Below are 21,749 nucleotides of genomic sequence, written 5' to 3'. Positions count from 1 at the left end.
ATGAGTGGCTGGAAGTGCGCGACCTTGCGCGCCGGGTGTCCACCTCCACCGGGCAGACAGGCTTCCCGCCGATGAGCGCCGGCGCGGACGGCCGGGTGCTCGTCGCGGACAACGGGCCGCTCCTGTACGACACGGTGAACAAGGCCGCCCTGCCCACCGCGAAGGAGACCCAGCGGCTCAGCGTCGCCGCCGCCGCCAGTCCCGACGGCAGCCAGGTGGTCTTCGCCGGGTTCAACCGGCTCACCCTGTGGGGCCGCGACCTCAAGACCCGCCTCGCCGTCTTCCCGTCCACGCTGGACGGGGCCGATTCCAAGTCGGTTGCGGCGGTCGCCTGGTCGCCGGACGCGCGCACGATCGCCGTGTACGAGGCCGGCCCCCGGATCCGGCTGTGGGACGTGGCCGGCAAGCGGGAGCTGGGCGTCGTGTTCGACGGGCTGACGGATTCGGCCGGCAACAATTCCTGGCTGGGTTTCTCCCCGGACGGCACGAAGATCCACAGCCTGACGTCCGACGGCACGCTGCGCACCCACGAGCTCGACGAGCGGCGGCTGGTCACGCAGGTGTGCGCCCGCGCCGGTCGCGCGCTGTCGGCGGAGGAGTGGCGGACCTACCTGGCGGGCATCGAGCCCTTCACGGTGTGCCCTGCCACCCAGCCCTGAGCCCGCTGTCGATGTCCGACCAAGCCCTGCACAGCATGGACCGCCACCTCGCCCGCGCCTATCAGGCGGCGCGGGTATGGGGGTGGCCGGACGAGAGACGGAAAATCCCACGGGTAGCGGCCTGACCTGCACGGATGGAGCGTGGCCGGCGGTCCGGGGTCATTCCCCGGCGAGTGGCCGATCGACGCGGGTGAGCAGATCATCGATCGGTTCGCAGGCGGTGCAGCGCCACAAGCGCACGGTGCCGTCCCCGCCGGATACGGGCCAGATCCGCACGGTGCCGTCCTGCCCGCCGGTCGCCAGCCGGCGCCCGTCCGGGCTGACGGTGACATCGCGGATCTGCTCGGCGTCCGCCTGCCGGACCAGAGTCGCCGCCGCGCCGGTGAGATCCCAGACACGTAGCGTGCCGTCACGGCTGGCGCCGGCCAGCCACCGGCAGTCCGGGCTGAACTCGGCGCTCCACACCACACGCTCGTGGCCACGCAGCACCACCGGCTTCGTCTCGCCGCCCGTGTCGGCGACCCGTATCGTGCCATCGGTGGCGGCGCTGGCCAGGCTCCTCCCGTCGCGGCTCACGGCCAGGCCCACCACCTCGCCGTCGTGCCGGTCCAGCACGCGATCGGTGCCGGCAGACCAGTCCCAGCTCCGGACGGCGCCGTCCACACCTCCGCTGAACACCCGCCGGCCGCTCGAATCGAACGCCGCCGTCCACACCTCCTTCTCATGGCCGCGCAGCACCGAAACGAGCCCCATGCCTGCCGGATCCCAGACGCGTACGGTCCCGTCGTCGCCCGTCCGGGCTGAACTTCGGGCTCAACGCCACTCCCATTGCCCGTCCCAGCCCAGGGACCGTCGCCAGGAGGTGATCTTCGACGATGCCCTGCCGCAGGACCGACTCGGCTTCTCGCGGCACCCGGTTTGGGGGCCCAGTCGTACGTGACCCTGTGGATCCGCACGGTCGACCCCGTCCTGACGGGCCCGCGGCGCGGCGGAGGCCGAGCTGGGCAGAGGCTAGGTGGTCGTTCGCAACCGGGCCTCGGCGGCCCAGTGGGGTGCGTTCCACTGGTCGGCGATGGTGGCGGCCTGGGTGAAGTGGGCGGCGGCCTCGGTGCGGCCCAGGAAGAGGGCCAGCTCGCCGAGGGTGTGGGCGACCGGGCGCAGCGCCACCGCCAGGCTCGCGGCGCCCGCCGGGGGGCCGTTGCGGTGCGGAAGCAGCGTCGTGTAGATCTCCTCGGCGGCGTCGCGGTCGTTCAAGGCGACGATGGCCATCGCGCGCAACGTTGTGAGGAAGGTGAAGAAGAAGTCGGGGCGGATCGGGCTGGGTGACGCGCGGACCTCGCGGGCTTCGGCGTCCAGGCCGTTGGCGTGGAGGGCGAGCGCGAGCAGGTCGGAGGTCATGGGGTCGAGCGCGGTGTGGAGGGCGCGCACGTCGTCCAGGTGCGCACCGAGCGTGCCGTCGTTCAGCCAGATCGTGGCCAGGGCGAGTTGGAGAAAGCCCGTCGCGTGCACCGATCCGGCGCGTTGCATGCCCTCGTCGGCCTTGATGTAGAGGCGCTCGGCGTCGGCGAATCGGCCTTCGACGAGCGCCAGGGTCGCCAGCGTGATCTCGGCGACGGCGATCGCCTCGCGCATTCGGTAGGTGCGCGCGAGGTCCAGGGCTTCGATGGTCGCCTGGCGCATGGTCACCGGGTCGTTGGCGGCGGCGGCGACGGTGGCATGGTTGATCAGCCCGGTGACGCGGTAGACGGGCAGGTCGTGCTCGGTGCCGATCGCCACGAGCTCTCGGCAGAGCTCGGCGTCGTCGTGGACTCGGGCCAGGCTCTGGAGTGCCGCGGCCCGCAGCCGGGGTCCGGTGGCGAGGTCGAGTGCCTCCTGCGCTGCCTCCAGAACGGTCGGGTCGTCCTCGCCGACCAGTTCGTCCACGTACGCCGTCAGGAGCCGGGACCGCACCGAAGGGGTCAGGTCGCGCTTCAGCAGGCGGCTCAGGCGGTCGACGATGGACCGGTCGACCGTGCCGTACATACGGGCCTGCCAGGTGGTCGGCTCCGTCCACGCGGTGAATGCGGCGATCATCAGGTCGTCGCGGCCCAGGGACTCCGCGTACTCCACAGCTTCACGGCGGGTCTCGCGGGCGGCCCCGACGGCTCCCGCCCGGATCTGCGCGCGCAGCAGCCTGCCGAGCAATTCGATGCGTTCGTCCGGTCCGGTCGAGTTGGCGACGGCGTCGGTGAGGAGGGCGGCCGCCACGTCGTGGGCGTAGCGGGCCTCGGCAAGCTCGGCGGCCTGGACGCAGTAGCCGACGGCCTTCGGCGAGCCGGCGCGCGCGTAGTGGTGGGCCAGCGCCGCGATGTCGTGGGTGCCTTCAAGAGCGGCGGCGATCCGGGCGTGCATGCGGGCTGTGCGGAGGCGGCTGAGGTCGGCGATGAGCGTGTCCCTGACGAGGGCGTGGACGAAGCGGACGCGTCCGGGGGCGGGCTCGTTCAGCAGCCCGGCGATGACGCCCGCGTCCAGCGCGTCCATCACGCCGTCCTCGTCGGTGTCGGCGCCCTTGACGAGGACGTCCACCGAGCTTTCCCGGCCTGCGACCGCGGCCAGCCGGAGGATGGACACGCCTCCCTCGGGCAGGCGCGCGAGCCGGCGGCGGAGGACGTCCCGTACGCCTTCGGGGACCTCGGAGAGGGCGACCAGCGCGCCTTCGCCATTCAGCAGCCGGGCGCTTTCGCGCACATAGAACGGGTTGCCGCCGGTGCGCTCGGCGATTCCCGCGATGGTCTCCTCGTCGGCCTCGCATTCGGTCCGTACGAGCTCCGCGACGGCCTCGTCGTTCAGCCCCGGGAGCGCCAGGCGGAGGGGCGTGGCGCGCGCGAGGGAGGCCAGCGTTTCGGTGAGGTGTCCGCTCTCGTCCGCGCGGTACGCGGCGACGACCAGGATCGGGGCCCGCATGCCGAGGCCGCCGCCGAGCAGCTCCAGCGTGGCGGCGTCCGCCCAGTGCAGGTCGTCCAGCACGACGGCGACCGGGCGTTCCGCGGCGACCGCCGCGAGCCATTTCCACACGGCCTGGCGCAGGCGGAACCGTCCCGCGGTGGCGTCGGCGTTCACCGGCTCGGTGTCGGTGAGCAGCGGCGCGAGGCCGTCGGCGAACTCGCCCGGGGACGTGGCCGCGGCAACGGCTCTCAGCGCCTCGGTCCAGGCCCACGCGGGCGGCGCGCTGTCGACCTCGGGGCAGTGGCCGACGGCGACCAGCCATCCGTCACGTTCAAGCCGCCTGCCCAGGTGTTCCAGTAGCGTCGACTTGCCGAGCCCGGCCTCGCCGGTGACAAGGGCGATGCGGGCGCCGTCGGTGGCGGCCCCGGTGGCGACCCCGGTGGCGGCCGTGACCAGTGCCGACAGTTCCGCCTCGCGTCCGACGAACGGCGCCTCGTTGATCGGAGCCGGCCGCGGCAGCGGCGCGGTCGGCGGTGGCGGGGGCACGGTCTCGCGCAGGACGTCCGTGCGCTGGGTGAGGATCGCCTCCTCCAACGCCGTCAGGTCCGGGCCGGGGTCGAGCCCGAGCTCCTCGGCGAAGATGCCGCGGGCGCGGCGGAGCGTCGCCAGCGCGTCGGCTTGGCGGCCACTGCTCCACAGTGCCAGGGCGTGCAGCCGCCAGCCCTCCTCGCGCAGCGGCTCATCGCGGGTGAGCCGCTCGGCCTCGGGGACCACCGCGGCAGCGTCGCCGATTCGCAGACCCGCCGCGACGTGCAGCTCGGTGGCGAGCAGGCGCAGCTCGTTCAGCCGGGCCGTCTCGGCGGCGGCCCACGGCTCGTCGGCGACCTCGGCGAACGCCGGTCCCTGCCACAGCCCCAACGCTTCGGCGAGCCGGGACCGGGCGGCACGCGGGTCGGTGACCGTACGGGCCTGGTCGAGCAGGTCCTCGAACCGCCACGCGTCCACCGACTCCGGCGGCAGCCGCAGCGCATAGCCGGGCGACGCGCTCACCAGCAGCCGGGCCGACGTGCGCGGCGGGCGCCCGGGCTCCAGCAGCCGGCGCAGGTTGGACACGTACGCCTGCAAGGACAGCAGAGCCCGCGCGGGCGGCTCCTCGCGCCACAGATCCTCGATCATCCGATCGACCGGCACGACCTGCCCACGCGCCGCCACCAGCAACGCCAGCACGCCCCGCTGCCGCGGCCCGCCGAGGTGAACGGCCGCACCGTTCACCTCGGTCGCGAACGAGCCCAGCACCCGGATGAAAACCATGATTCGCACATCGTACGTGGACGCTTCCAAATCGGCTCCAAGCCCCCTCCAAATACCCGGGAGCAGCCTGAACACATGGCCACCGATGAAGGGCAGGAACAGATGAGCGTCAACACCCAGGACATGGAGATCGTCCACCGCGCCTTCCGTCGCGAGTCGCGGCTGCTGATGGAGCTCGTCGCGGCGGTCGCCCCGGGTGACACCGCTCGCGCCAAGGTGATCGCCGACCACTACCGCGACTACCGGCTGGGACTGAAGAACCATCACGAGGGCGAGGACGAGCTGCTGTGGCCGCCGCTGCTGTCCCGGGTCGATCTGGAGGCCGACATCGTCCTGCGCATGGAGGCACAGCACGAGCGTGTCGCGGCTACGCTGACCAGGCTGGACGCCGCGGTCCCGGCGTGGGAGGCCGCCGCCGGGGCGGACGAGCGCGACACGCTCGTGGCCGCCCTCGCCGATCACCGGGCCGTGCTTCTCGAGCACCTCGACGACGAGGAGGCCACTCTCCTTCCGCTCGCGGCCGAGCACATCACCGAAAAGGAGTGGGCCTCCCTGGGCGACCACCTGGTGGCCAACACCCCCAAGCTCACCCTTTTCACCCTCTTCGGCCTCGTCCTGGAGGACGCGAACCCGGCCGAGCGCGCCACGCTCCTGTCCGCCCTTCCCGCTCCGGTACGCGGCATCTGGCACATCATCGGCCGCCCCCGCTACGCCCGCCACATCAGCCGCGTCCGCGCCGCCTGACCAGACCCCACAGAACTCCCAAGCCCTCGCAGGAGAAGAACAATGTCACTGAAGAAGATCAACACCGTCCTGACCGCCGCCTTCATCCTCTTCATCCTCTGGTTCGGGACGGAGTTCATCCTGAGCCCGGAGACGACGGCGCCGGGCTTCGGCCTGCCGAGCTGGCCGTCCGGCGACGGCGGCGGCTTCCTGATCATCAAGGGAATCCGCGACGTCGTCCTGGCCCTGGTGCTGGGCATCCTGCTGGTGACGGGCCACCGCCGGGCGCTGGGCTGGGTGCTGCTGGTGGAGGCCTTCGCCGCGTACGGCGACATGACCACCGTGCTGGCCCACCACGGCTCCGTGGCCACCGCGTTCGGCGTCCACGCCCTGACCGCGACGCTGATGGTGGTCAACGGCCTGCTGATGATGCGCGAGACCCGCAAGGTCGCGGCCGCTCCGGCGACGCCCGCCCCGCAGCCCGCCTGACGCCGCGCAGCAACGGTCCCAGGGCGGTCGCCTACGGCATCCACGGCGCCACCGCCGCGGTGATGCCGGCGATCAGCGCGCTCCTGGCGGATGGCGACGGCTTCGAACAGGCGGCCACCGCGTGGAATCTGACCATCAGGCAACCGGTGGAGGCCGCTGATGCCGATGACGTGGCGGCGCTCGTGCGTCACGCGCGGCGGGCGGGTATGACGGTGACCGCGCAGGAGCGCGCGGCCCGGTGGGCGCGGGCGTGAAGTGGGGGCAGGTGCCGGCGGCGACATGATCACCAACCCGGAGACGCCCGCACCTGCCAGGGCCCCGCGGTGTCAGCAGAACGCGAGGGACCCGTCCGGCCGGACGGGAACCCGGCGTTCCCAGTGCACGTAGTCGTCCTCCGCCAGGGCGTCCTCGTCGATGGTGATCCCCCAGCCGGGCCGGTCGGGCCGCAGGTCCAGGTGCCCGTCGACCGGCACGTACGGGTCCGGGCACCACCTCGTCGTCTCCGGCTTGTACTCCAGGATCGAGAAGTTGCTGCAGGCCGCGGCGAAGTGCACGTTGTGCGCGGTGGCGAGAGGCCCCATGGGGTTGTGGGGCGCCACCATGGTGTTGAAGGTCTCGGCGAGGGTCGCGATGCGCCGCATCTGGGACATGCCGCCCACCACGCAGATGTCCGGCTGGACGAGGTCGGCGCCCCCGTGGGTGAGCAGGTTCAGGAACTCGTGGGGGGAATACAGGCTCTCGCCGGTGGCCAGGGGCACCTCCAACTGCTGGCGCAGGTGGCCCCAGGAGGCGAAGTGCTCCGGGCGGAGCGGCTCCTCCAGGAAGAGCGGGTCCATCGGCGCCAGGGCGTTGCCGAGCTGAACCGCCTGGTAGGGCTCGAAGATCTTGGCGTGCGCGTCGAAGGCGAAGTCGAACTCCTCCGGGCAGCACCGCCTGACCTCCTGAGCCCATTCCGCCGTCTCGGCGACGACGAGGCCCCAGCGTCTGGCGTGCAGGTCCGTTCGGAACGGGCTCAGCTTGAAGGCGGTGAATCCGTGTTGCCGGTGCAGTTCGGTGGTCTGGCGGCGGCACTCGTCGGGGTCGGGCGCGGAGTAGAGCCCGCAGTAGACGCGCACCCGATCCCGTACGGCGCCACCGAGCACCTGGTAGACGGGCACGCCGAGCGCCTTGGCGGTGATGTCCCACAGCGCGTGGTCGATGGCGGCGATCGCCGCCAGCCCGAGCGCTCCCTGCGGGAACCTGGCGGTGCGGAGGAGGAGCTGGGACACGTATTCGACGCGCCGCGGGTCCTTACCCCTGATCTGCCCGCCGAGGTAGTCGAGCAGGGGGCCGAGCGCCAGGTCGGGGCCATGGTTGTAGGCCTCGCCCCAGCCGCTGACGCCCTCGTCGGTGTCGACGCGCACCAGCACCCGGGGACGATCGCCGACGCGCTGCACGAACGAGCGGAGGCCGCTGATCCTCATGGCGCCGCCACGGGCAGGGGCCCGAGGTCGTCGGCCTTGGCCCACTCGGTGAGGATCCGCGCGACCTCCTGCCGTTCGGGTTCGCCGAGGACGGTGCTCGGCGCCCGGACCGCGCGGTCGCACAGGCCGAGCTGGTGCATCGCCTCCTTGACGACGCTGACGTTGTTGGCTCCGCCGTCGACCGCGCGCAGGTGCTCGAACCGCGCGATGTCGTGGAGCATCCGCTCCGCCGCCGGATAGCGCTCCTCGCGCAGGGCGTCCCTGAGCCGGAGCGAGAAGGCGGGGTTGACGTTCACCAGCCCGGAGGTGAAGCCCTCGGCCCCGTGGACGGCGTAGGACAGCGCGTACGGTTCGGCCAGCCCGGCGATCCAGACGAACCGGTCGGGGCCTGTCTCCGCGCGTAGCTGCGCGAAACGGTTCACGTCCGCGACGGCGTACTTCAGGGCGATCACGTTGGGGCACAGGTCGCCCAGCCGCGTCAGCAGCCGGCCGTCCACCCAGGCGTTGCGCAGGTAGAGGACCAGGGCCAGGTCGGGCACCGCTTCGGCGATCTCCCTGTGGTAGTCGAGCCAGCCCTGGGCCGACACGTGCGGGTGCACCGGCTGGTGCACCATGACCATCCGGACGCCGTGCGCCGCCGCGTGGCGGGCCTCCTCGACGGCGGTGGCGACGTCGAGGCCGATCCCGGCCAGGAGGTGCGCCTCTCCCTGAACGGCCTCCGCGGCGGCCGTGATCAGCTGGAGCCGCTCCTCGGCGCTCAGGGCGTAGAACTCGCCGGTGTTGCCGTTCGGGGTGAGCACGTTGACGCCCGCGTCGACCAGGCGGCGCAGCAGCGAACGGAACAGCGCGAGGTCGGGGACGCCGCCGGCGTAGGGCGTGACCGGGATGGCGACGACGTCGCGCAGGGCCCGGGAGAGCTCACCGAACCTCACGGCCGGCCTCCTTGATCTGCTGGAGCGCCCGCTCCTGGAACACGCTGATGTGCTGCAACACGAGCCGGGCCGCCTCGTCGGCCTGCCCGTTCAGTGCCGCCTCGAGAATCTGCCGGTGCTCCTGCGCCTCGTCCTCCCAGGAGGGACGCTGGGACCAGACGTTGACGGAGATGAGGGCCGTCTGGTCGCGTAGCTGGTCGAGCACGCCGACCAGCACCTCGTTGTCGCAGTCGGCGTAGAGGGCGCGGTGGAAGTCGCGATTGGCGAGGCTGCGGGTCACCTCGTCCGTGGCCTCGTCCGACTTGCGCAGGGCCTCGCGGGCGAGCCGGCCGCCGTCGCTCAGCCCGGCCTCGACGCTTCGCCGCACCGCGGCCGGCTCGATCAGGCACCGGGCGTCGAACACGCTCCGGGTGAGGCGCTCGTCGACCTTGCGGACCGTCACCCCGGTGTATTCGCTGATGGTGACCAGGCCGGCCCCGCTGAGCGTCTTCAGCGCCTCGCGCACCGGAGTCTTGGAGACACCGAAACGGCTGGCGAGCTCCACCTCCACGAGGGCACGCCCGGCCGGCAGCTCGCCGCTCAGAATGCCGCGACGCAGCGCTTCGAGGACGAGGGCCGTCCTCGAAGACGCTTTGATCGCGCCCAACGCTGTCTCACTCACCCGCGCTCCTTCACTTGTCATCGACCACCGCAACCGGCGCTCCGTCTGGCCGCCGGGGGGATCGCAGGGCATATGGCCCATTGTATAGAACCGACCATACCCTAAATCTCATATCTCATGTACCGTATGGCAACCGCACAGCGGAGCGCAGTTCTTGGTGAACGAGAGGAAAGACCCATGACCCGTCAGCACCACCCGGCCGAGGTCCTCGGCCGGTACGCCCTGTCCCGGCGCAGCTTCATCCGGACGGCGGCACAGGCCGGCGTCGCCATGGGTCTGGCGTCCGCGGTGAGCGCCTGCGGCGGCTCAGGCGGTGGCAGCGGCGGCACCGTCACGCTGCAGTTGTGGGACACCGACACCCGCCCGGAGCGCACGGCCAACCTCAAGAAGCTGATCTCGATGTTCGAGGCCAAGAACCCCGGCATCCGCATCAACTACCTGGGCCTGCCCACCGACCAGTACATGCAGAAGATCAACACCGCGATCGCCACGCGCTCCACACCCGACCTGCTCACCCCGAAGGCGTCCGACCTCGCGGCCCTGGTGGCCCAGAACGCGCTCGCCCCCCTGGACGAACGCCTGAAGAAGGCCGGCCTCGAACAGCACATCTCCGAGCAGATGCTCAAGTCCTCCCGGGCCGCCGCCCCCGACGGCAAGCTCTACCTGACGCCCACCACCAGCCTCGCCGACGTGATCTACTATCGCGCCGACTGGTTCCAGGAGGCCGGGCTGAAGCCGCCGGCCACCTGGGCGGACTTCGACGCGGCCGCGAGCCGCCTCACCGACGCCTCCTCCGGCCGCTTCGGCTACACGCTGCGCGGCGGCAACGGCTTCTTCAGCCAGTTCGTGCAGATGGTCTATCCACGCGCGGGCGTGAGCACGTTCTTCCGCGAGGACGGGTCCTCCACGCTGGACGACCCCGCGGTCATCGCCGCCTGCGAGAAGTACGTGGCCCTGTTCGGCAGGCAGACCGCGCGCAGCGATCTGACCGCAGACTTCAAGACCATGGTGGCCCAGTTCGGCAACGGCGGCGCGGCCATGTTGAGCCACAGCATCGGCTCCTACCCCAACCACGTCGCCGCCCTGGGAGCCGAGAAGGTCGGTGCCGTCGCGCCTTTCCCCGGGCCGGACGGTCAGGTGCTGACCGGCTGGATGACGACCGGGTTCGCGATGTTCCAGGAGAGCGAGCACCAGGAGGAGGCCTGGAAGTTCCTCGCCTACACGATGGAGCCCGAGGGCAACAGCTTCTGGGCCCAGAAGTCCGGATACCTCCCGGGCAACAAGACGGTCGCGAAAGAGAAGTGGGTGACCGAGAACGCCGCCATGAAGGCCGCGCTGGACGCCGCCGCGAAGCCCGGCGTCGTGACCCTGGAACAGCCCTACTACCTGCCGGAATTCACCTCCATCACCGTCACCGACCTGCTTCCGGAGTGGCAGAAGGTGCTGCAGGGCAGCCTGACGCCCCGTGACTTCCTCACCGCCGCGGCCACGGCCCTGACCACGGCCAAGCGCAAGTACGACAAGGAGCACGGATGAGCTCCACGACCGCCGAACCGGTGCACCAGCCGGCCGGGTCCCGGGCCGGGCACGCGTACCTGCTGATCGCGCCGGCCGTCGTGCTGGTGCTGGTCTTCCTGCTCTATCCCGTGCTCAGCGTCTTCTGGGAGAGCCTGCGCCACCACAACCTCACCCGGCCCCTCGACGACGGGTTCGCCGGCCTGGACAACTACCGGGCACTGCTGGCCGACGAGCGGTTCTGGCGGAGCCTGCGCTTCACCGCCCAGTGGGTGTTCGTGGAGGTGGGGCTGCAGTTCGTGCTCGGCCTGGCGCTGGCGCTGGTGCTGAACCGCACCTTCGTGGGCCGCGGGCTGGCCCGCGCCCTGGCCTTCAGCCCATGGGCGGTGTCGGGCATCCTCACGACGACGATCTGGATCCTGCTCTACAACCCCACCACCGGGATCGGGCACTACCTGGCGTCCATGGGCATCGGCGAGTACGGGACCTCCCTGCTGTCGGATCCCGGCACGACCTTCTGGGCCCTGGTCATCGCCGAGCTGTGGAAGGGCATCCCGTTCTTCGCCATCCTCATCCTCGCCGACCTGCAGTCGGTGCCGCTGGAGCTGTACGAGGCCGCGAACGTCGACGGCGCCGGGCCGCTGCGCCGGTTCTCGGCGGTGACCTGGCCGCACATCCGCAGGGCCGTGATCATCGCCACGCTGCTGCGGGCGGTGTGGGAGTTCAACAACGTCGACCTGCTGTACACGATGACCGCCGGCGGCCCGGCGGGTTCGACGACCACGCTGCCGCTCTACGTGGCCCAGACCGCCATCCACGACCAGGACTTCGGCTACGGCTCCGCGCTCACCGTCACGGCGTTCCTGCTGCTGACCTTCGCGTCCCTGGTCTACCTGCGCATCAGCTCCGGCGATTCCAAGGAGGGCAAGTGAGCCTCGCCACCCGCGACGACGTCGGTCGGGTCCCGGCGACACCACCGACCCGGGGGCACGCGACCGGCGCGCACGCGGCCCGCAAGCGGCGGCGCTCGGTCGGCGGCCGCCTGATGCTGTGGTTGCCGCTGACGTTGTTCCTGCTTTTCACGCTCGTCCCGTTGTACTGGATGGTGCTGTTCGCCTTCCGGCCGCCGGGTTCCACGGCCCTCGTGCCGTGGCCCATCACCCTGGAGAACTTCCGCAGGGTCTGGGAGGGCTCGGGTTTCGGCGTCTACTTCCGCAACAGCATCGTCGTCGCGGTCGCCAGCCTCCTCGTGTCGACGGTGATCGGCATGCTCGGCGGGTACGCGCTCGCCCGCCTCACCTTCCGCGGCAAGAACGTCTTCCTGGTCATCATGCTGTGCACGCAGTTCATCCCGGGCGCCATGATGCTCATCCCGCTCTTCCAGATCTTCAACGGGCTCTATCTGACGAACAGCCTGTGGAGCCTGATCATCGCCGACACCGTCTTCCACCTGCCGCTCTCCCTCGTCCTCATGGCGGGCTTCATCAGAAATGTGCCGGTCTCCCTGGAGGAGGCGGCTCAGGTGGACGGGTGCGGCCGGATCCAGGCGTTCTGCGCGGTCGTCCTGCCGCTGCTGAAGCCCGGGATCGTCGCCGTCGGGTCCTTCGCGTTCATCAGCGCGTGGAACAACTTCCTGTTCGCCATCATGTTCATCAGCTCGCAGGACCGGTTCACCGTGCCCGTCGGGCTGAGCTACCTGCTGGGGGAGTTCGGCACCGACTTCGGCGCTCTCGCCGCCGGGGGCCTGATCGCCGTCGCGCCCGTCGTCGTGCTCTTCGCGTACGTCCAGCGCTTCCTCATCCAGGGGTTGAGCGCCGGCGCGGTGAAGGGCTGACGCCGGTGTGCGGTTCGATGGGGGGAGTGCCCGGCCTGGCGGGCGAGTTGCCGTAAGCTGCGGCCCGATCGGTCGCAGGCATGCGGCCCGCCAGTGCGGGTAATGACCGCCACCGAGCGGAGGGTTGGGTGGCATGGGCTTGTGGATGAGGTTGAAGGGCCGGTTCGGGCGGCAGGGGCGCAAGCTGCGGGCCACGGCCTTGCAGCGCTTCGGCTGGAGAGAGCTGCGCCCGGGCCAGCAGGAGGCGATGGAGCACTTACTCAAGGGCCGCGACGTGCTGCTCGTCATGCCGACCGGCGGCGGCAAGTCAGCGGTCTACCAGGTGCCCACGCTGCTGCTCGACGGCCCCGCGATCGTCGTCTCGCCGCTGATCGCGCTCCAGCGCGACCAGGTGACCCACCTGCTCAAGGCGGACGCGGGCGGCGCCGTGGCGGTGAACTCGACCTCCTCCGTAGCGGCCGGGCTGGAGAAGGTGACGGCCGGGGACGCGGCGTTCGTGTTCCTGTCGCCGGAACAGCTCGCCAAGGCCGACGTCGTCGAACGCCTCGCGCAGGCCGGGCCCTCGCTGATCGTCATCGACGAGGCCCATTGCGTCTCGTCCTGGGGCCACGACTTCCGGCCCGACTACCTGCGGCTCGGGAAGGTCATCGAGCGCCTGGGGCATCCGCCGGTGGTGGCGATGACCGCCACCGCCGCCCCGAACGTCCGTGAGGAGATCATCCGCTCGCTGGGGCTGACCGACCCGGTGGAGATCATCAGGGGGTTCGACCGCCCGAACATCTCGCTGGAGGTCCGCCGCTTCGTCTCCGCCCAGGACAAGAAGCGGGCGCTGGTCGAGCACGCCGCCTCCCTCGACGGTCTCGGCCTGGTGTACGTCGCCACCCGCAAGGAGACCGAGGAGTACGCGGCCGCGCTGACCCGGAAGGGACGCCGGGCCGAGCCGTACCACGGCGGCATGCGGGCCACCGAACGCACCCGCGTGCACGAGCTGTTCACCAGGGGCGAGGTGGACACCGTCGTGGCGACGTCGGCGTTCGGCATGGGCATCGACCGGCCCGACGTGCGCTACGTGCTGCACGCCGAGCCGCCGGAGTCGCCCGACGCGTACTACCAGGAGATCGGCAGGGCGGGACGGGACGGCGCTCCGGCCTCGGCGGTGCTGTTCTACCGGCAGGAGGATCTGGGCCTGCGCCGGTTCTTCACCAGCGGCCGAGCCGACGCCGAGGCACTGCTGCGCGTGGCCACACTGGTTCGCGAGCACGCCGGAACGGTGCCCGCGGGCGAACTGGCCGCGCTGCTCAAGATGAGCACCTCCAACCTCGCCAGGCTCGTCAACCTGCTGGAACGCGCGGGCGCGCTCACCGTGACCCACACCGGCGACCTGCGGTACGCCTCCCGCACGCTGACGCCGGAACAGGCCGCCGCGCGGGCGTCCGAGCTGGACGAGGCGCGACGACGCGTGGACGACTCGCGGATCGATATGATGCGCGGCTACGCGGAGACCAGGGGCTGCCGCCGCCGGTTCCTGCTCCACTACTTCGGCGAGCCGTACGCCGGAACCTGCGACACCTGCGAGAACGGCCCGGCACCCGGACCGGCGCCCGCCCCGGACGGCGGGGAGCTACCTGTGCAGGCCAGGGTGACGCACAAGATGTGGGGGGCGGGGACGGTCATGAGCCGCGAACACGACCGGATCACCGTGCTGTTCGACTCGGTCGGCTACAAGACGCTGTCGCTGGCCGCGGTGGATGACGTCCTCCACCGCGGGTAGGTTCCGCACCGTCCCGTGGATCCGCTCGGCCATGGCCCGGGCGGTCCGGGAAAATGGTTGGACGGGACGATCCGCGTGTTGATAGCGTCCTGCGAACCGTGACACCGCACGAGGAGGTGAGACCCATGAACGCTGTATCGATGTGGGTGCTCCCCTCGTCGTCACGGTCGGGCGACTGACATAGATGTCGCCGGGAGCGCCTCGACAAGGCGATCCCGAAAGGCGACAACCTATGAATTCTGATTGTTTCCCGTCCCGCACCGGCGAGCATGCCGTAGCGATCAGCCGGGTCGCGGAGCGGCAATGGCACGCCGTCGAGGGCGACCGGGTGGTCGGCCGCGGCGACATGTCACGCAGGCCCGACGGACGGATGTTCCTCAGCATCGACGCGTGGGACGGCGAGGTCTTCGACCGGCTCGCCGACGCCATGCCGGCGGACCTGCCGAGGCCGCTGCACACGGTGGTCGACGAGGCCGACCTTGACCTGACGTCGCAGTGGGAGCGTGCCGGGTTCGCGATCCGACGCCGCGAGTGGGAGTACCTCGTGCCCACCGACCCGCGGATCACGGGTCTCGATTCGGCGCCACCACCGGAGGGCGTGACGATCGTGGCCGCGGGCAGGGTGGAAGAGGCCCTTCTGCGTACGCTGGACCGCGCGATTCGCGACGAGGTCGAGGCCACCGTCGGCTGGCAGGAGATGCCCGCCGAGGTGGTGCCCGGCCCGATCGTGCTGGATCCGTCGAAGTACGCGGTGGCCGCACGGCCCGATCAGTACGTGGGCCTGGTCCGGCTGGCAGCGGTGACCAGGCGGCCACGGATCGGGCTGATCGCGGTCCGGTCCGGCCGGCGGCGCCGCGGCATCGCCCGGGCATTGCTCGCCCACGTCCTGGGTGCCCTGCACCACAGCGGCACCGAAGCGGCCTCGGCCGAAGTGAACGAGTCCAACCGGGCGGCCATGGCGCTGTTCGAGGGCGTCGGGGCCCGGCGTACGGGCAGCAATCTGGAATTGGTGCTCCACTGAGACCGCACTGCGGCTCGCGTCAACGGCATTCGTAGTGAAGAGGTGAGAGAACGATGGCAAGATCACCAGACGGTATCGAAATAGAGGGCACGGTCATCGAGTGCATGCGTAACGCCACCTTCAGGGTGGAGCTCGAGAACGGGCACAAAGTACTGGCGCACATCAGCGGGAAGATACGGAAGAACTACATCAAGATCTTGCCGTATGACCGGGTGCTCGTGGAGCTCAGCCCATACGACCTGACCCGCGGCCGGATCCTGTACCGCTACAGGACGTAGTCACCGCCCGGGGCAGCGCATATCGGCGGGCGGCCGCGCTCACGCGCGTCGGCCGCCCGCCGTCATGCCCCGCCATCGCTCCACGGCCAGGGCCGCGATCTCCTCGAGCCGGCCGGATCGCTCCGACTACCCCGTCCCCGAGACCATCGGGTTCCGCGTTCAGGCATCGCGGGCGCAGCGGTCACTCCGGCCAGGTGCGGCTTCTTCGGGGTGCAGGAGCAGGACGCTGCCGTCGCCGTTCGCAGCGATGATCAGGGAGCCGTCCGCCGTGGCCGCGATCCCGGCGAACGGCCGCGGCATTCCGGGCAGGCCGGGCGGGATGAACAGGCCGGGTTCCGGGCCGGTCAAGCCGGCCGCGGACGCGACCGGAAGCGAGCCGGCTTCGACCTCCACGTCGCCGGTGGCGAGGTCGATGGCGAGCAGGCGGCGGTGGGCGGTCTCGACGACGTACAGGGTGCCGTCGTGGACGGTGATGCCCTGCGGGGTGCCGAGCCCGTCGGCCAGCAGCACGGGTAGGCCGTGCTCGACGCGGTACACCGAGGCGAGCTGCTCGTCGCTGACGTAGCAGCGCCGGCCGGCGTCGACGGCTACGTCGACCGGGCGGCCGAGGCCCTCGGCCAGCACGCTGACCTGGTCGTCGTGGTCGATGGCGACGATGCGGCCGGCGCCGGATTCGGCGACCAGCAGCGTGCCGTCGGCGCGCACGGCGATGCCCAGCGGCCGGTTCAGGCCGTCGGCCCGGGTGCGTACCGTGCCGGAGCGGCGGTCGTAGGTGCGTACGTGCCCGTACTGGGAGGTGGTGTGGAGCAGGTCGCCGTCGGCGGCGATGCCGTGCACGAAGGTCAGCTGCTCGGTGGTGGTGACGTCTTCGTCCGGCCGGTCGGCGGGCTGGGTGAGGCGGTAGTGGTCGGCCACGTGGACGCCGCCGCCGAGATCGATGGTCACCCCGAAGGGGCCGCCGAGGCCGCGGGGCACGATCTGGCGGGTACGTCCGTCGGCCGCGAGCTCGGCGACGCCGCCATGCGCGTAGCTGGAGACGAACATCCGGTTGTCGGCGTCGAAGGCGGCGTTGTCCAGGGCGTTGAGCTCGCTGACGATTTCCGACCGGTCGCCGGTGCCGGCCAGGTCGACGCGCGTGACGATCCCGCTCGCCCCGCGGGCGAGCACCAGCAGGGCGCCGGCGCGGTCGAAGCGCACGGCGACCGGATCCGGGACGTCCGCGGCCACCAGCTCCGGCTCGCCGCCGTCGAGCGGGATGCGGAACACCTCGCCGGTGAGCATGTGCGGGTAGTAGAGCTGCCCGTCCGGGCCGAGCTGCATCGCGTTGCCCATGGCTAGGCCAGCCGTGAGCACCGTGGGTTCGCCGCCGGCCGGGGACAGCTCCAGCAGGCGTCCACCCGGGATCATCTCGTTGGCGAACACCCGGGTGCCGACGCAGGCGATGCCGTTGGGCGCGGTGATCTCGCCGGTGACGAGCGTGAAGTCCCCGGTCGGGTCACGTCGCCACACCCGGCCCGGGACCAGGTCGGTCACGTACATCGCGCCGCCGCTGTCGAAGGCGAGGTCGTCGGGGGAGTGCAGCGGCCCGTCCGATGGCACGACCACCTCGACGTCGCCGGTGGCCAGGTCGACGGCGCTGATCTGACCGGCGAGGAACTGGGCCACGTACAGGCGCCCGTCGGGTCCGAAGGCCATGCCGTTCGACCCCCACAGCGGACTCGCCCGGACCAGCAGCTCGGCCTTGCGGCGGTTCATCGGTTGCCCGCCAGGATCTCGTCCATGCCGCCCTCGGTACGCCACCGGCGCAGCAGGTCGTGGAAGGCGACCGGACCGGGCCCGTACGTCTGGCTGACCCGGCGGGGCTTGCCCTCGTTGTTGTAGTAGCCGGGCGTGCACTCGGCCTGGAACCGGCTGTGGTCCGGCGCCAGCTCCCGGATGGTGGCGACCCACGCGTCCTCGGCGTCCTTGGTCGGCTCGACCACACCGAGGCCACGCCGGCGGGCCTCGGCGACCACGGCGCCGATGTGGGTGGCCTGCTCCTGCAGGATGTGCACGAAGTTGACCGCGGAGGCGTTCTGCAGCGGGCCCAGGTGGAACAGGTTCGGGAAGCCGTGGCCGTAGAAGCCGTGCAGCGTGCGGGGGCCCTGCCGCCAGGTGCCGAGCAGGGGCGCGCCGTCCCGGCCGTACACCGGCAGGGCGCCGGAGAGGATGCCGGAGACGCCGACCTCGAAGCCGGTGGCGAAGATGACGCAGTCGACCTCGTACTCGTGCTCGCCGACCACGACCGCCGACTCCGTCATCGCGGTGATGCCGCCGTGGTCGGCGGTGTCGACCAGGGTGACGTTGGGCCGGTTGAACGTCTGCAGGTAGTGGTCACTGAAGGTGGGCCGCTTGCACATGTAGCGGTACCAGGGTTTGAGCAGCTCCGCGGTAGCCGGGTCGTCGACGATCTCGTCGACGCGGGCGCGGATCTGGTTCATCTTCTGGAAGTCGGCGATCTCGTCGAGGTACTCGCGCTGCTCGGGTGACAGGTCGGTGTCGACGGTGCCGGCCATCAGGTGGCGTTGCAGCCGTGCGGTGCTGGTCCAGCCGTCGTTGATCAGGTCCTGTCCGGCGGGCCCGCCGGTGACGACGGTGAGGAAGTTCGCCATCCGTTCCCGCTGCCAGCCGGGCTTGAGCGAGGCGGCCCAGGCCGGGTCGGTGGGGCGGTTGTCGCGCACGTCGACCGACGAGGGGGTGCGCTGGAAGACGTACAGGTGCTGCGAGTCCCGCCCCAGGTGCGGGATGACCTGGATCCCGGTGGCGCCGGTGCCCACGACCGCGACCCGCTTGTCGGCGAGCTGGTGCAGGTCGCCGCTCTGGTCGCCGCCGGTGTAGCCGTAGTCCCAGCGGCTGGTGTGGAAGGTGTGCCCGCGGAACGTCTCGATGCCGGGGATGCCGGGCAGCTTCGGCTGGGTCAGGGTGCCGGAGGACATGACGACGTAGCGGGCACGGAAGTCGTCGCCGCGGTCGGTGCGCACCTGCCACTCGGCCGCGGCGTCGTCCCAGCGCAACTCCGTGACGCGAGTATGGAACAGCGTGTCGCGGTACAGGTCGTAGAGTTCGGCGATCGCGACGGCGTGCCGGCGGATCTCCTCGCCGGGCGCGTACCGCATGGTGGGCAGGTAGCCGACCTCTTCGAGCAGCGGCAGGTAGACCGATGATTCGATGTCGCAGTGGATGCCCGGGTAGCGGTTCCAGTACCAGGTGCCGCCGAAGTCGCCGGCCTCGTCGAGCATCCGGATGCCGTCCACGCCGGCCTCGCGGAGCCTGGCGCCGGTGAGCAGCCCGCCGAAGCCGCCACCCACCACCAGCGCCTCGACTCGGTCGCGGACCGGTTCCCGCTCGGCGCGTTCGGTGTACGGGTCGGCGGCGTAGTAGCCGAACTCGCCACGGGCGCCCTGGTACTGGGCGTTGCCGTCGGGCCGCAACCGGCGGTCGCGTTCGTGGCGGTACCTGGCGCGTAGCACGTCCGGGTCGAAGCCCAGGTCCGCGACTGTGAGGCGGGCAGGCGGCGTCGGAGAGTGTTCCATGGATGCCCTTCCGATTCGGGTGATCAGGTGGGGAGCGGGTGAAGCTCAGTTCGGCGGCGTGCTCAAAGGCGTTCTCGTTGCGATTGGCGGCAGGCAGGCTGCGCTCTTGGCCGTATGAATGAGCGAGCGGCCGGTGGCGAGTCGGTCCCGCTTGGCACGGTCGCCCAGCAGCATGCCGATCATTTTGGCGTGGGCGCTCATGTACGCGGCCTGAGCGGCGTCCTTCTCCTCAGAGGTGAACTCGGCCAGGCTGACCAGCGTGTCTGACCAGTACGCGAACTTGCCAGCGGGTCAGCACTGGCCGGCCGGATCGGCGCCACCGGGCAGCCCTCGCGCGGTTCGGCCCATTCCGCCCGCGGCTCCAGGACCGTAGGCGCTGGGGGCGGATGTTCCGGCGCCTGCTGGAAGGTCTCGATCAGCTCGTGCTTCTTTCTCGGCATCGAGTCAGGCCGCCGACCAGCCGCCGTCCACCGGCATGATCGCGCCGCCGCCCTGCCTCGGCAAGTGCGGTAGCAGAGCGTGCGTCACCAGGAACGTACCGGTGAGGTTGATGCGCGGGACGCGTTCCCACTCGGCCAGTGTGATGCCGGCGGGCAAGGCCATCGTGTCCATGATCCCGGCGTTGTTGCACAGGACGTCGATCCGGCCGTACGCGTCGATCGCCGTTTTCCACCAGGGCCGTGACCGCCGCCTCGTCGCCGATGTCGGCAGCGGTGCGATGAGCGCTCTCTTCGTTGACATCACAGACCACGACGCGAGCGCCGGACTTGGCGAAGGCGACCGCCATCGCCCGGCCAATGCCGGAGCCCGCGCCGGTGACCAGGCAGATCTTGCTGTCGAAAGCGCTCAACGTCCTCTCCTGTCGGGAGCGAGTATCACAACCGGACAATGCTGTCCGGTAACAATGTAGCCCGTCTGACTGATCATTGTCGAATGCGGGGCATGCTGATGTTGAGCATGCGGACACTGTTGTCCGGTCGGTGGTGTGAGAGTCATGTCCGCGGCACGTCCGGCGGGCAAGGGACGCCGCGTCGCCGCTCGCAATCGCGCGGCACTGATCGCGGCGGCCCGCGAAGTGTTCGCGAACGTCGGCTACGACGCGCCACTCAGCCTGGTCGCTCGCGCTGCGGGAGTCGGCCAGAGCGGTCTCTATCGGACTTTCCCGACCGGCTCAGCCTTGCACTGGCCGTCTTCAGTAACGGCGCGGCCGCCCGTGGGTGGTCGCTCCTACGCCGGGGCATGCGCGCCTGACCGGCTCCGACCCGGTCCGGATGGCGGAAGGCATGTCGACACACTCGGCCCGCAGGCGGTCCGGCTGCCGTAGTCGAAATGCCACCACTCATCGGCGCCACGCCGACCGGTGGGTGCTCACCCAGGCACGGCGGTCTGTTCGCGCTCGCCCGATGCTCGTCGTGCGCTGATCGTCATCACCGCGAGGCCGGCCAGGACGATGGCGGCGCCGGCGTACAGGGGAGCGGCGTAGCCGAGGCCGGCGCTGATGGCCAGGCCGCCGAGCCAGGCGCCCAGCGCGTTGCCGACGTTGGAGGCCGAGACGTTGGCGCTGGCGGCGAGCGGGACGCCGTTCGCGTAGTCGGTGACGCGGGTGATCATGCCGGGGACGGCGGCGAACCCGAACAGGCCCAGCAGGAAGACCAGGACCACCGACGCGGCGGGGCTGCCGGCCAGCAGGCCGAACGCGATGAGCGTGGCGGCGAGGCCGGCCAGGGAGGCGATCAGCGTGCGATCCCGGTTGCGGTCCGCGGCCCGCCCGCCGGCCAGGTTCCCGATCACCAGGCCGGTGCCGTACACGACGAGCAGCCAGGCCACGTCGGCGCTGGAGAAGCCGGTGACCTGGGTGAAGGTGTAGGCGATGTAGCTGAACGCGCCGAACATGCCGCCGTAACCGAGCGCGGTGGCCGCCAGCGTCAGCCAGACCTGCGCGGAGCGGAACGCGCGGAGCTGGACGCGCAGCCCGTTCAGGCCGGAAGCCGCCGAGGGATGCGTACGGTCCACCGCGCCGGCCCAGCCCGGCACCAGCGCCGCGATGGCGAGCAGGGCGATCACGCCGATCACGGTGATCGCCCAGAACGTGGCGCGCCAGCCCCAGCGTTCGCCGACCAGCGCGCCGAACGGCACGCCCAGGACGTTGGCGAGGGTCAGCCCGGCGAACATCACCGCCACCGCCCTCGACGCCCGCTCCGGCGGCACCATGCGCCGGGCGACGAGCGAGCCGATGCCGAAGAACGAACCGTGGCACAGGGCGGCGACGACGCGGCCGAGCAGCATCACCGGATAGTCGGACGCGACGGCGGAAAGGAGGTTGCCGGCGACGAAGAGTGCCACCAGCCCGATGAGGACCGACTTGCGGGACAGCCCGCTGGTGGCGGCGGTCACCACGATGGCGCCGACCGCGACGCTCAGCGCGTATCCGGAGATCAGCCACCCCGCCGCGGCCTCGGACACGGCGAGGCTCAGGCTCACCTGGGGGAGCAGGCCCGCGATCACGAACTCGGTCAGGCCGATCCCGAAGCTGCCGAGGGTCAGCGCGATGAGCCCGGCGGGCATCCGCCGGCTGCCGTTCGCCGGAATCGTCAC

Annotated in this window: 19 protein-coding genes and 1 pseudogene; 11 read left to right on the top strand and 9 right to left on the bottom strand. The window is 71.1% G+C overall.

The genetic code is table 11. The features are described 5' to 3' along the window. On the top strand, positions 1-659 hold a 659-nt coding region (locus ACIHFD_RS64705), incomplete at its 5' end, for a WD40 repeat domain-containing protein (protein ID WP_397375422.1). Positions 660-818: 159 nt separating this feature from the next. On the opposite strand, the gene ACIHFD_RS64700 is transcribed toward ACIHFD_RS64705, so the two are convergent. Beyond that, positions 819-1,412, bottom strand: a complete 594-nt coding sequence (locus ACIHFD_RS64700; protein WP_397375421.1) for a WD40 repeat domain-containing protein — start codon at positions 1,410-1,412, stop codon at positions 819-821. A 258-nt stretch (positions 1,413-1,670) separates the two neighbouring features. Next, positions 1,671-4,895, bottom strand: a complete 3,225-nt coding sequence (locus tag ACIHFD_RS64695) for a BTAD domain-containing putative transcriptional regulator (RefSeq protein WP_397375420.1) — start codon at positions 4,893-4,895, stop codon at positions 1,671-1,673. 75 nt (positions 4,896-4,970) lie between these two features. Between ACIHFD_RS64695 and ACIHFD_RS64690 the strand changes: the two genes are divergently transcribed. From ACIHFD_RS64690 to ACIHFD_RS64680, 3 genes are all read left to right on the top strand, one after another. Then, positions 4,971-5,639, top strand: a complete 669-nt coding sequence (locus ACIHFD_RS64690) for a hemerythrin domain-containing protein (RefSeq protein ID WP_397375418.1) — start codon at positions 4,971-4,973, stop codon at positions 5,637-5,639. Between the two features lie 42 nt (positions 5,640-5,681). Beyond that, positions 5,682-6,107, top strand: coding sequence for a DUF4267 domain-containing protein (locus ACIHFD_RS64685; RefSeq protein ID WP_397375417.1), 426 nt, complete (start codon positions 5,682-5,684; stop codon positions 6,105-6,107). A 62-nt stretch (positions 6,108-6,169) separates the two neighbouring features. Beyond that, positions 6,170-6,361, top strand: a complete 192-nt coding sequence (locus ACIHFD_RS64680; protein ID WP_397375416.1) for a hypothetical protein — start codon at positions 6,170-6,172, stop codon at positions 6,359-6,361. A 72-nt stretch (positions 6,362-6,433) separates the two neighbouring features. Here ACIHFD_RS64680 and ACIHFD_RS64675 read toward each other — a convergent pair whose 3' ends face one another. Genes ACIHFD_RS64675 through ACIHFD_RS64665 form a run of 3 tightly spaced genes read right to left on the bottom strand, consistent with a single transcriptional unit; the run spans position 6,434 to position 9,163 of the window. Continuing rightward, the gene (locus ACIHFD_RS64675) at positions 6,434-7,570 is read right to left on the bottom strand and encodes a mandelate racemase/muconate lactonizing enzyme family protein (RefSeq protein ID WP_397375415.1); all 1,137 of its coding nucleotides are present in this window, start codon (positions 7,568-7,570) and stop codon (positions 6,434-6,436) included. Beyond that, positions 7,567-8,502, bottom strand: coding sequence for a dihydrodipicolinate synthase family protein (locus ACIHFD_RS64670; RefSeq protein WP_397375414.1), 936 nt, complete (start codon positions 8,500-8,502; stop codon positions 7,567-7,569). The genes ACIHFD_RS64675 and ACIHFD_RS64670 overlap by 4 nt, the downstream gene beginning before the upstream one ends. Then, positions 8,489-9,163 carry a GntR family transcriptional regulator gene (locus ACIHFD_RS64665; protein ID WP_355211933.1) on the bottom strand — a complete coding sequence of 225 codons (675 nt, stop codon included), beginning with the start codon at positions 9,161-9,163 and terminating at the stop codon, positions 8,489-8,491. Before ACIHFD_RS64665 ends, ACIHFD_RS64670 begins: the two co-directional genes overlap by 14 nt. A 177-nt stretch (positions 9,164-9,340) precedes the next feature. Here ACIHFD_RS64665 and ACIHFD_RS64660 point away from each other — a divergent pair, with 177 nt between their 5' ends. The 6 genes from ACIHFD_RS64660 (at position 9,341) to infA (ending at position 15,582) form a co-directional block, all read left to right on the top strand. Then, positions 9,341-10,699: an ABC transporter substrate-binding protein gene (locus tag ACIHFD_RS64660; protein WP_397375413.1), complete on the top strand. Its 1,359-nt coding sequence runs from the start codon at positions 9,341-9,343 to the stop codon at positions 10,697-10,699. After that, a complete protein-coding gene (locus tag ACIHFD_RS64655; protein ID WP_397375412.1) occupies positions 10,696-11,610 on the top strand; it encodes a carbohydrate ABC transporter permease in 915 nt (304 codons plus the stop codon). The genes ACIHFD_RS64660 and ACIHFD_RS64655 overlap by 4 nt, the downstream gene beginning before the upstream one ends. Next, a complete protein-coding gene (locus tag ACIHFD_RS64650) occupies positions 11,607-12,512 on the top strand; it encodes a carbohydrate ABC transporter permease (protein ID WP_397375411.1) in 906 nt (301 codons plus the stop codon). Before ACIHFD_RS64655 ends, ACIHFD_RS64650 begins: the two co-directional genes overlap by 4 nt. 133 nt (positions 12,513-12,645) lie before the next feature. After that, entirely contained in the window at positions 12,646-14,283 is a 1,638-nt protein-coding gene (locus ACIHFD_RS64645) for a RecQ family ATP-dependent DNA helicase (RefSeq protein ID WP_397375410.1), read from the top strand. A 232-nt stretch (positions 14,284-14,515) separates the two neighbouring features. Beyond that, positions 14,516-15,304 carry a GNAT family N-acetyltransferase gene (locus ACIHFD_RS64640; RefSeq protein ID WP_397375409.1) on the top strand — a complete coding sequence of 263 codons (789 nt, stop codon included), beginning with the start codon at positions 14,516-14,518 and terminating at the stop codon, positions 15,302-15,304. A gap of 53 nt (positions 15,305-15,357) precedes the next feature. Next, positions 15,358-15,582 carry a translation initiation factor IF-1 gene (gene infA, locus ACIHFD_RS64635; protein WP_350734166.1) on the top strand — a complete coding sequence of 75 codons (225 nt, stop codon included), beginning with the start codon at positions 15,358-15,360 and terminating at the stop codon, positions 15,580-15,582. 159 nt (positions 15,583-15,741) lie between these two features. Here the strand turns inward: infA and ACIHFD_RS64630 are convergent, their stop codons facing one another. The 3 genes and pseudogenes from ACIHFD_RS64630 to ACIHFD_RS64620 form a co-directional block, all read right to left on the bottom strand. Continuing rightward, positions 15,742-17,337 carry an SMP-30/gluconolactonase/LRE family protein gene (locus ACIHFD_RS64630; RefSeq protein WP_397375408.1) on the bottom strand — a complete coding sequence of 532 codons (1,596 nt, stop codon included), beginning with the start codon at positions 17,335-17,337 and terminating at the stop codon, positions 15,742-15,744. Then, positions 17,334-19,154: a flavin-containing monooxygenase gene (locus tag ACIHFD_RS64625; protein WP_397375407.1), complete on the bottom strand. Its 1,821-nt coding sequence runs from the start codon at positions 19,152-19,154 to the stop codon at positions 17,334-17,336. The genes ACIHFD_RS64630 and ACIHFD_RS64625 overlap by 4 nt, the downstream gene beginning before the upstream one ends. A 444-nt stretch (positions 19,155-19,598) precedes the next feature. Continuing rightward, a pseudogene (locus ACIHFD_RS64620) lies at positions 19,599-19,941 on the bottom strand (SDR family NAD(P)-dependent oxidoreductase). 207 nt (positions 19,942-20,148) lie between these two features. Between ACIHFD_RS64620 and ACIHFD_RS64615 the strand changes: the two are divergent. Next, positions 20,149-20,478 carry a helix-turn-helix domain-containing protein gene (locus tag ACIHFD_RS64615; protein ID WP_397375406.1) on the top strand — a complete coding sequence of 110 codons (330 nt, stop codon included), beginning with the start codon at positions 20,149-20,151 and terminating at the stop codon, positions 20,476-20,478. Between the two features lie 44 nt (positions 20,479-20,522). Here ACIHFD_RS64615 and ACIHFD_RS64610 read toward each other — a convergent pair whose 3' ends face one another. After that, entirely contained in the window at positions 20,523-21,749 is a 1,227-nt protein-coding gene (locus ACIHFD_RS64610; protein ID WP_397375405.1) for an MFS transporter, read from the bottom strand.

It is taken from the genome of Nonomuraea sp. NPDC051941 (assembly GCF_044593615.1).
This window is presented reverse-complemented; position numbering and strand designations above follow the sequence as displayed.

Excerpts from the sequence above, each read along its gene's own strand:
- ACIHFD_RS64625 (WP_397375407.1), bottom strand. The coding sequence starts at position 19,154 with ATGGAACACTCTCCGACGCCGCCTGCCCGCCTCACAGTCGCGGACCTG.
- ACIHFD_RS64675 (WP_397375415.1), bottom strand. The coding sequence starts at position 7,570 with ATGAGGATCAGCGGCCTCCGCTCGTTCGTGCAGCGCGTCGGCGATCGT.
- ACIHFD_RS64700 (WP_397375421.1), bottom strand. The coding sequence starts at position 1,412 with ATGGGGCTCGTTTCGGTGCTGCGCGGCCATGAGAAGGAGGTGTGGACG.
- ACIHFD_RS64685 (WP_397375417.1), top strand. The coding sequence starts at position 5,682 with ATGTCACTGAAGAAGATCAACACCGTCCTGACCGCCGCCTTCATCCTC.
- ACIHFD_RS64690 (WP_397375418.1), top strand. The coding sequence starts at position 4,971 with ATGGCCACCGATGAAGGGCAGGAACAGATGAGCGTCAACACCCAGGAC.
- ACIHFD_RS64630 (WP_397375408.1), bottom strand. The coding sequence starts at position 17,337 with ATGAACCGCCGCAAGGCCGAGCTGCTGGTCCGGGCGAGTCCGCTGTGG.
- ACIHFD_RS64640 (WP_397375409.1), top strand. The coding sequence starts at position 14,516 with ATGAATTCTGATTGTTTCCCGTCCCGCACCGGCGAGCATGCCGTAGCG.
- infA (WP_350734166.1), top strand. The coding sequence starts at position 15,358 with ATGGCAAGATCACCAGACGGTATCGAAATAGAGGGCACGGTCATCGAG.
- ACIHFD_RS64655 (WP_397375412.1), top strand. The coding sequence starts at position 10,696 with ATGAGCTCCACGACCGCCGAACCGGTGCACCAGCCGGCCGGGTCCCGG.
- ACIHFD_RS64615 (WP_397375406.1), top strand. The coding sequence starts at position 20,149 with ATGTCCGCGGCACGTCCGGCGGGCAAGGGACGCCGCGTCGCCGCTCGC.
- ACIHFD_RS64660 (WP_397375413.1), top strand. The coding sequence starts at position 9,341 with ATGACCCGTCAGCACCACCCGGCCGAGGTCCTCGGCCGGTACGCCCTG.
- ACIHFD_RS64645 (WP_397375410.1), top strand. The coding sequence starts at position 12,646 with ATGGGCTTGTGGATGAGGTTGAAGGGCCGGTTCGGGCGGCAGGGGCGC.
- ACIHFD_RS64695 (WP_397375420.1), bottom strand. The coding sequence starts at position 4,895 with ATGGTTTTCATCCGGGTGCTGGGCTCGTTCGCGACCGAGGTGAACGGT.
- ACIHFD_RS64680 (WP_397375416.1), top strand. The coding sequence starts at position 6,170 with ATGCCGGCGATCAGCGCGCTCCTGGCGGATGGCGACGGCTTCGAACAG.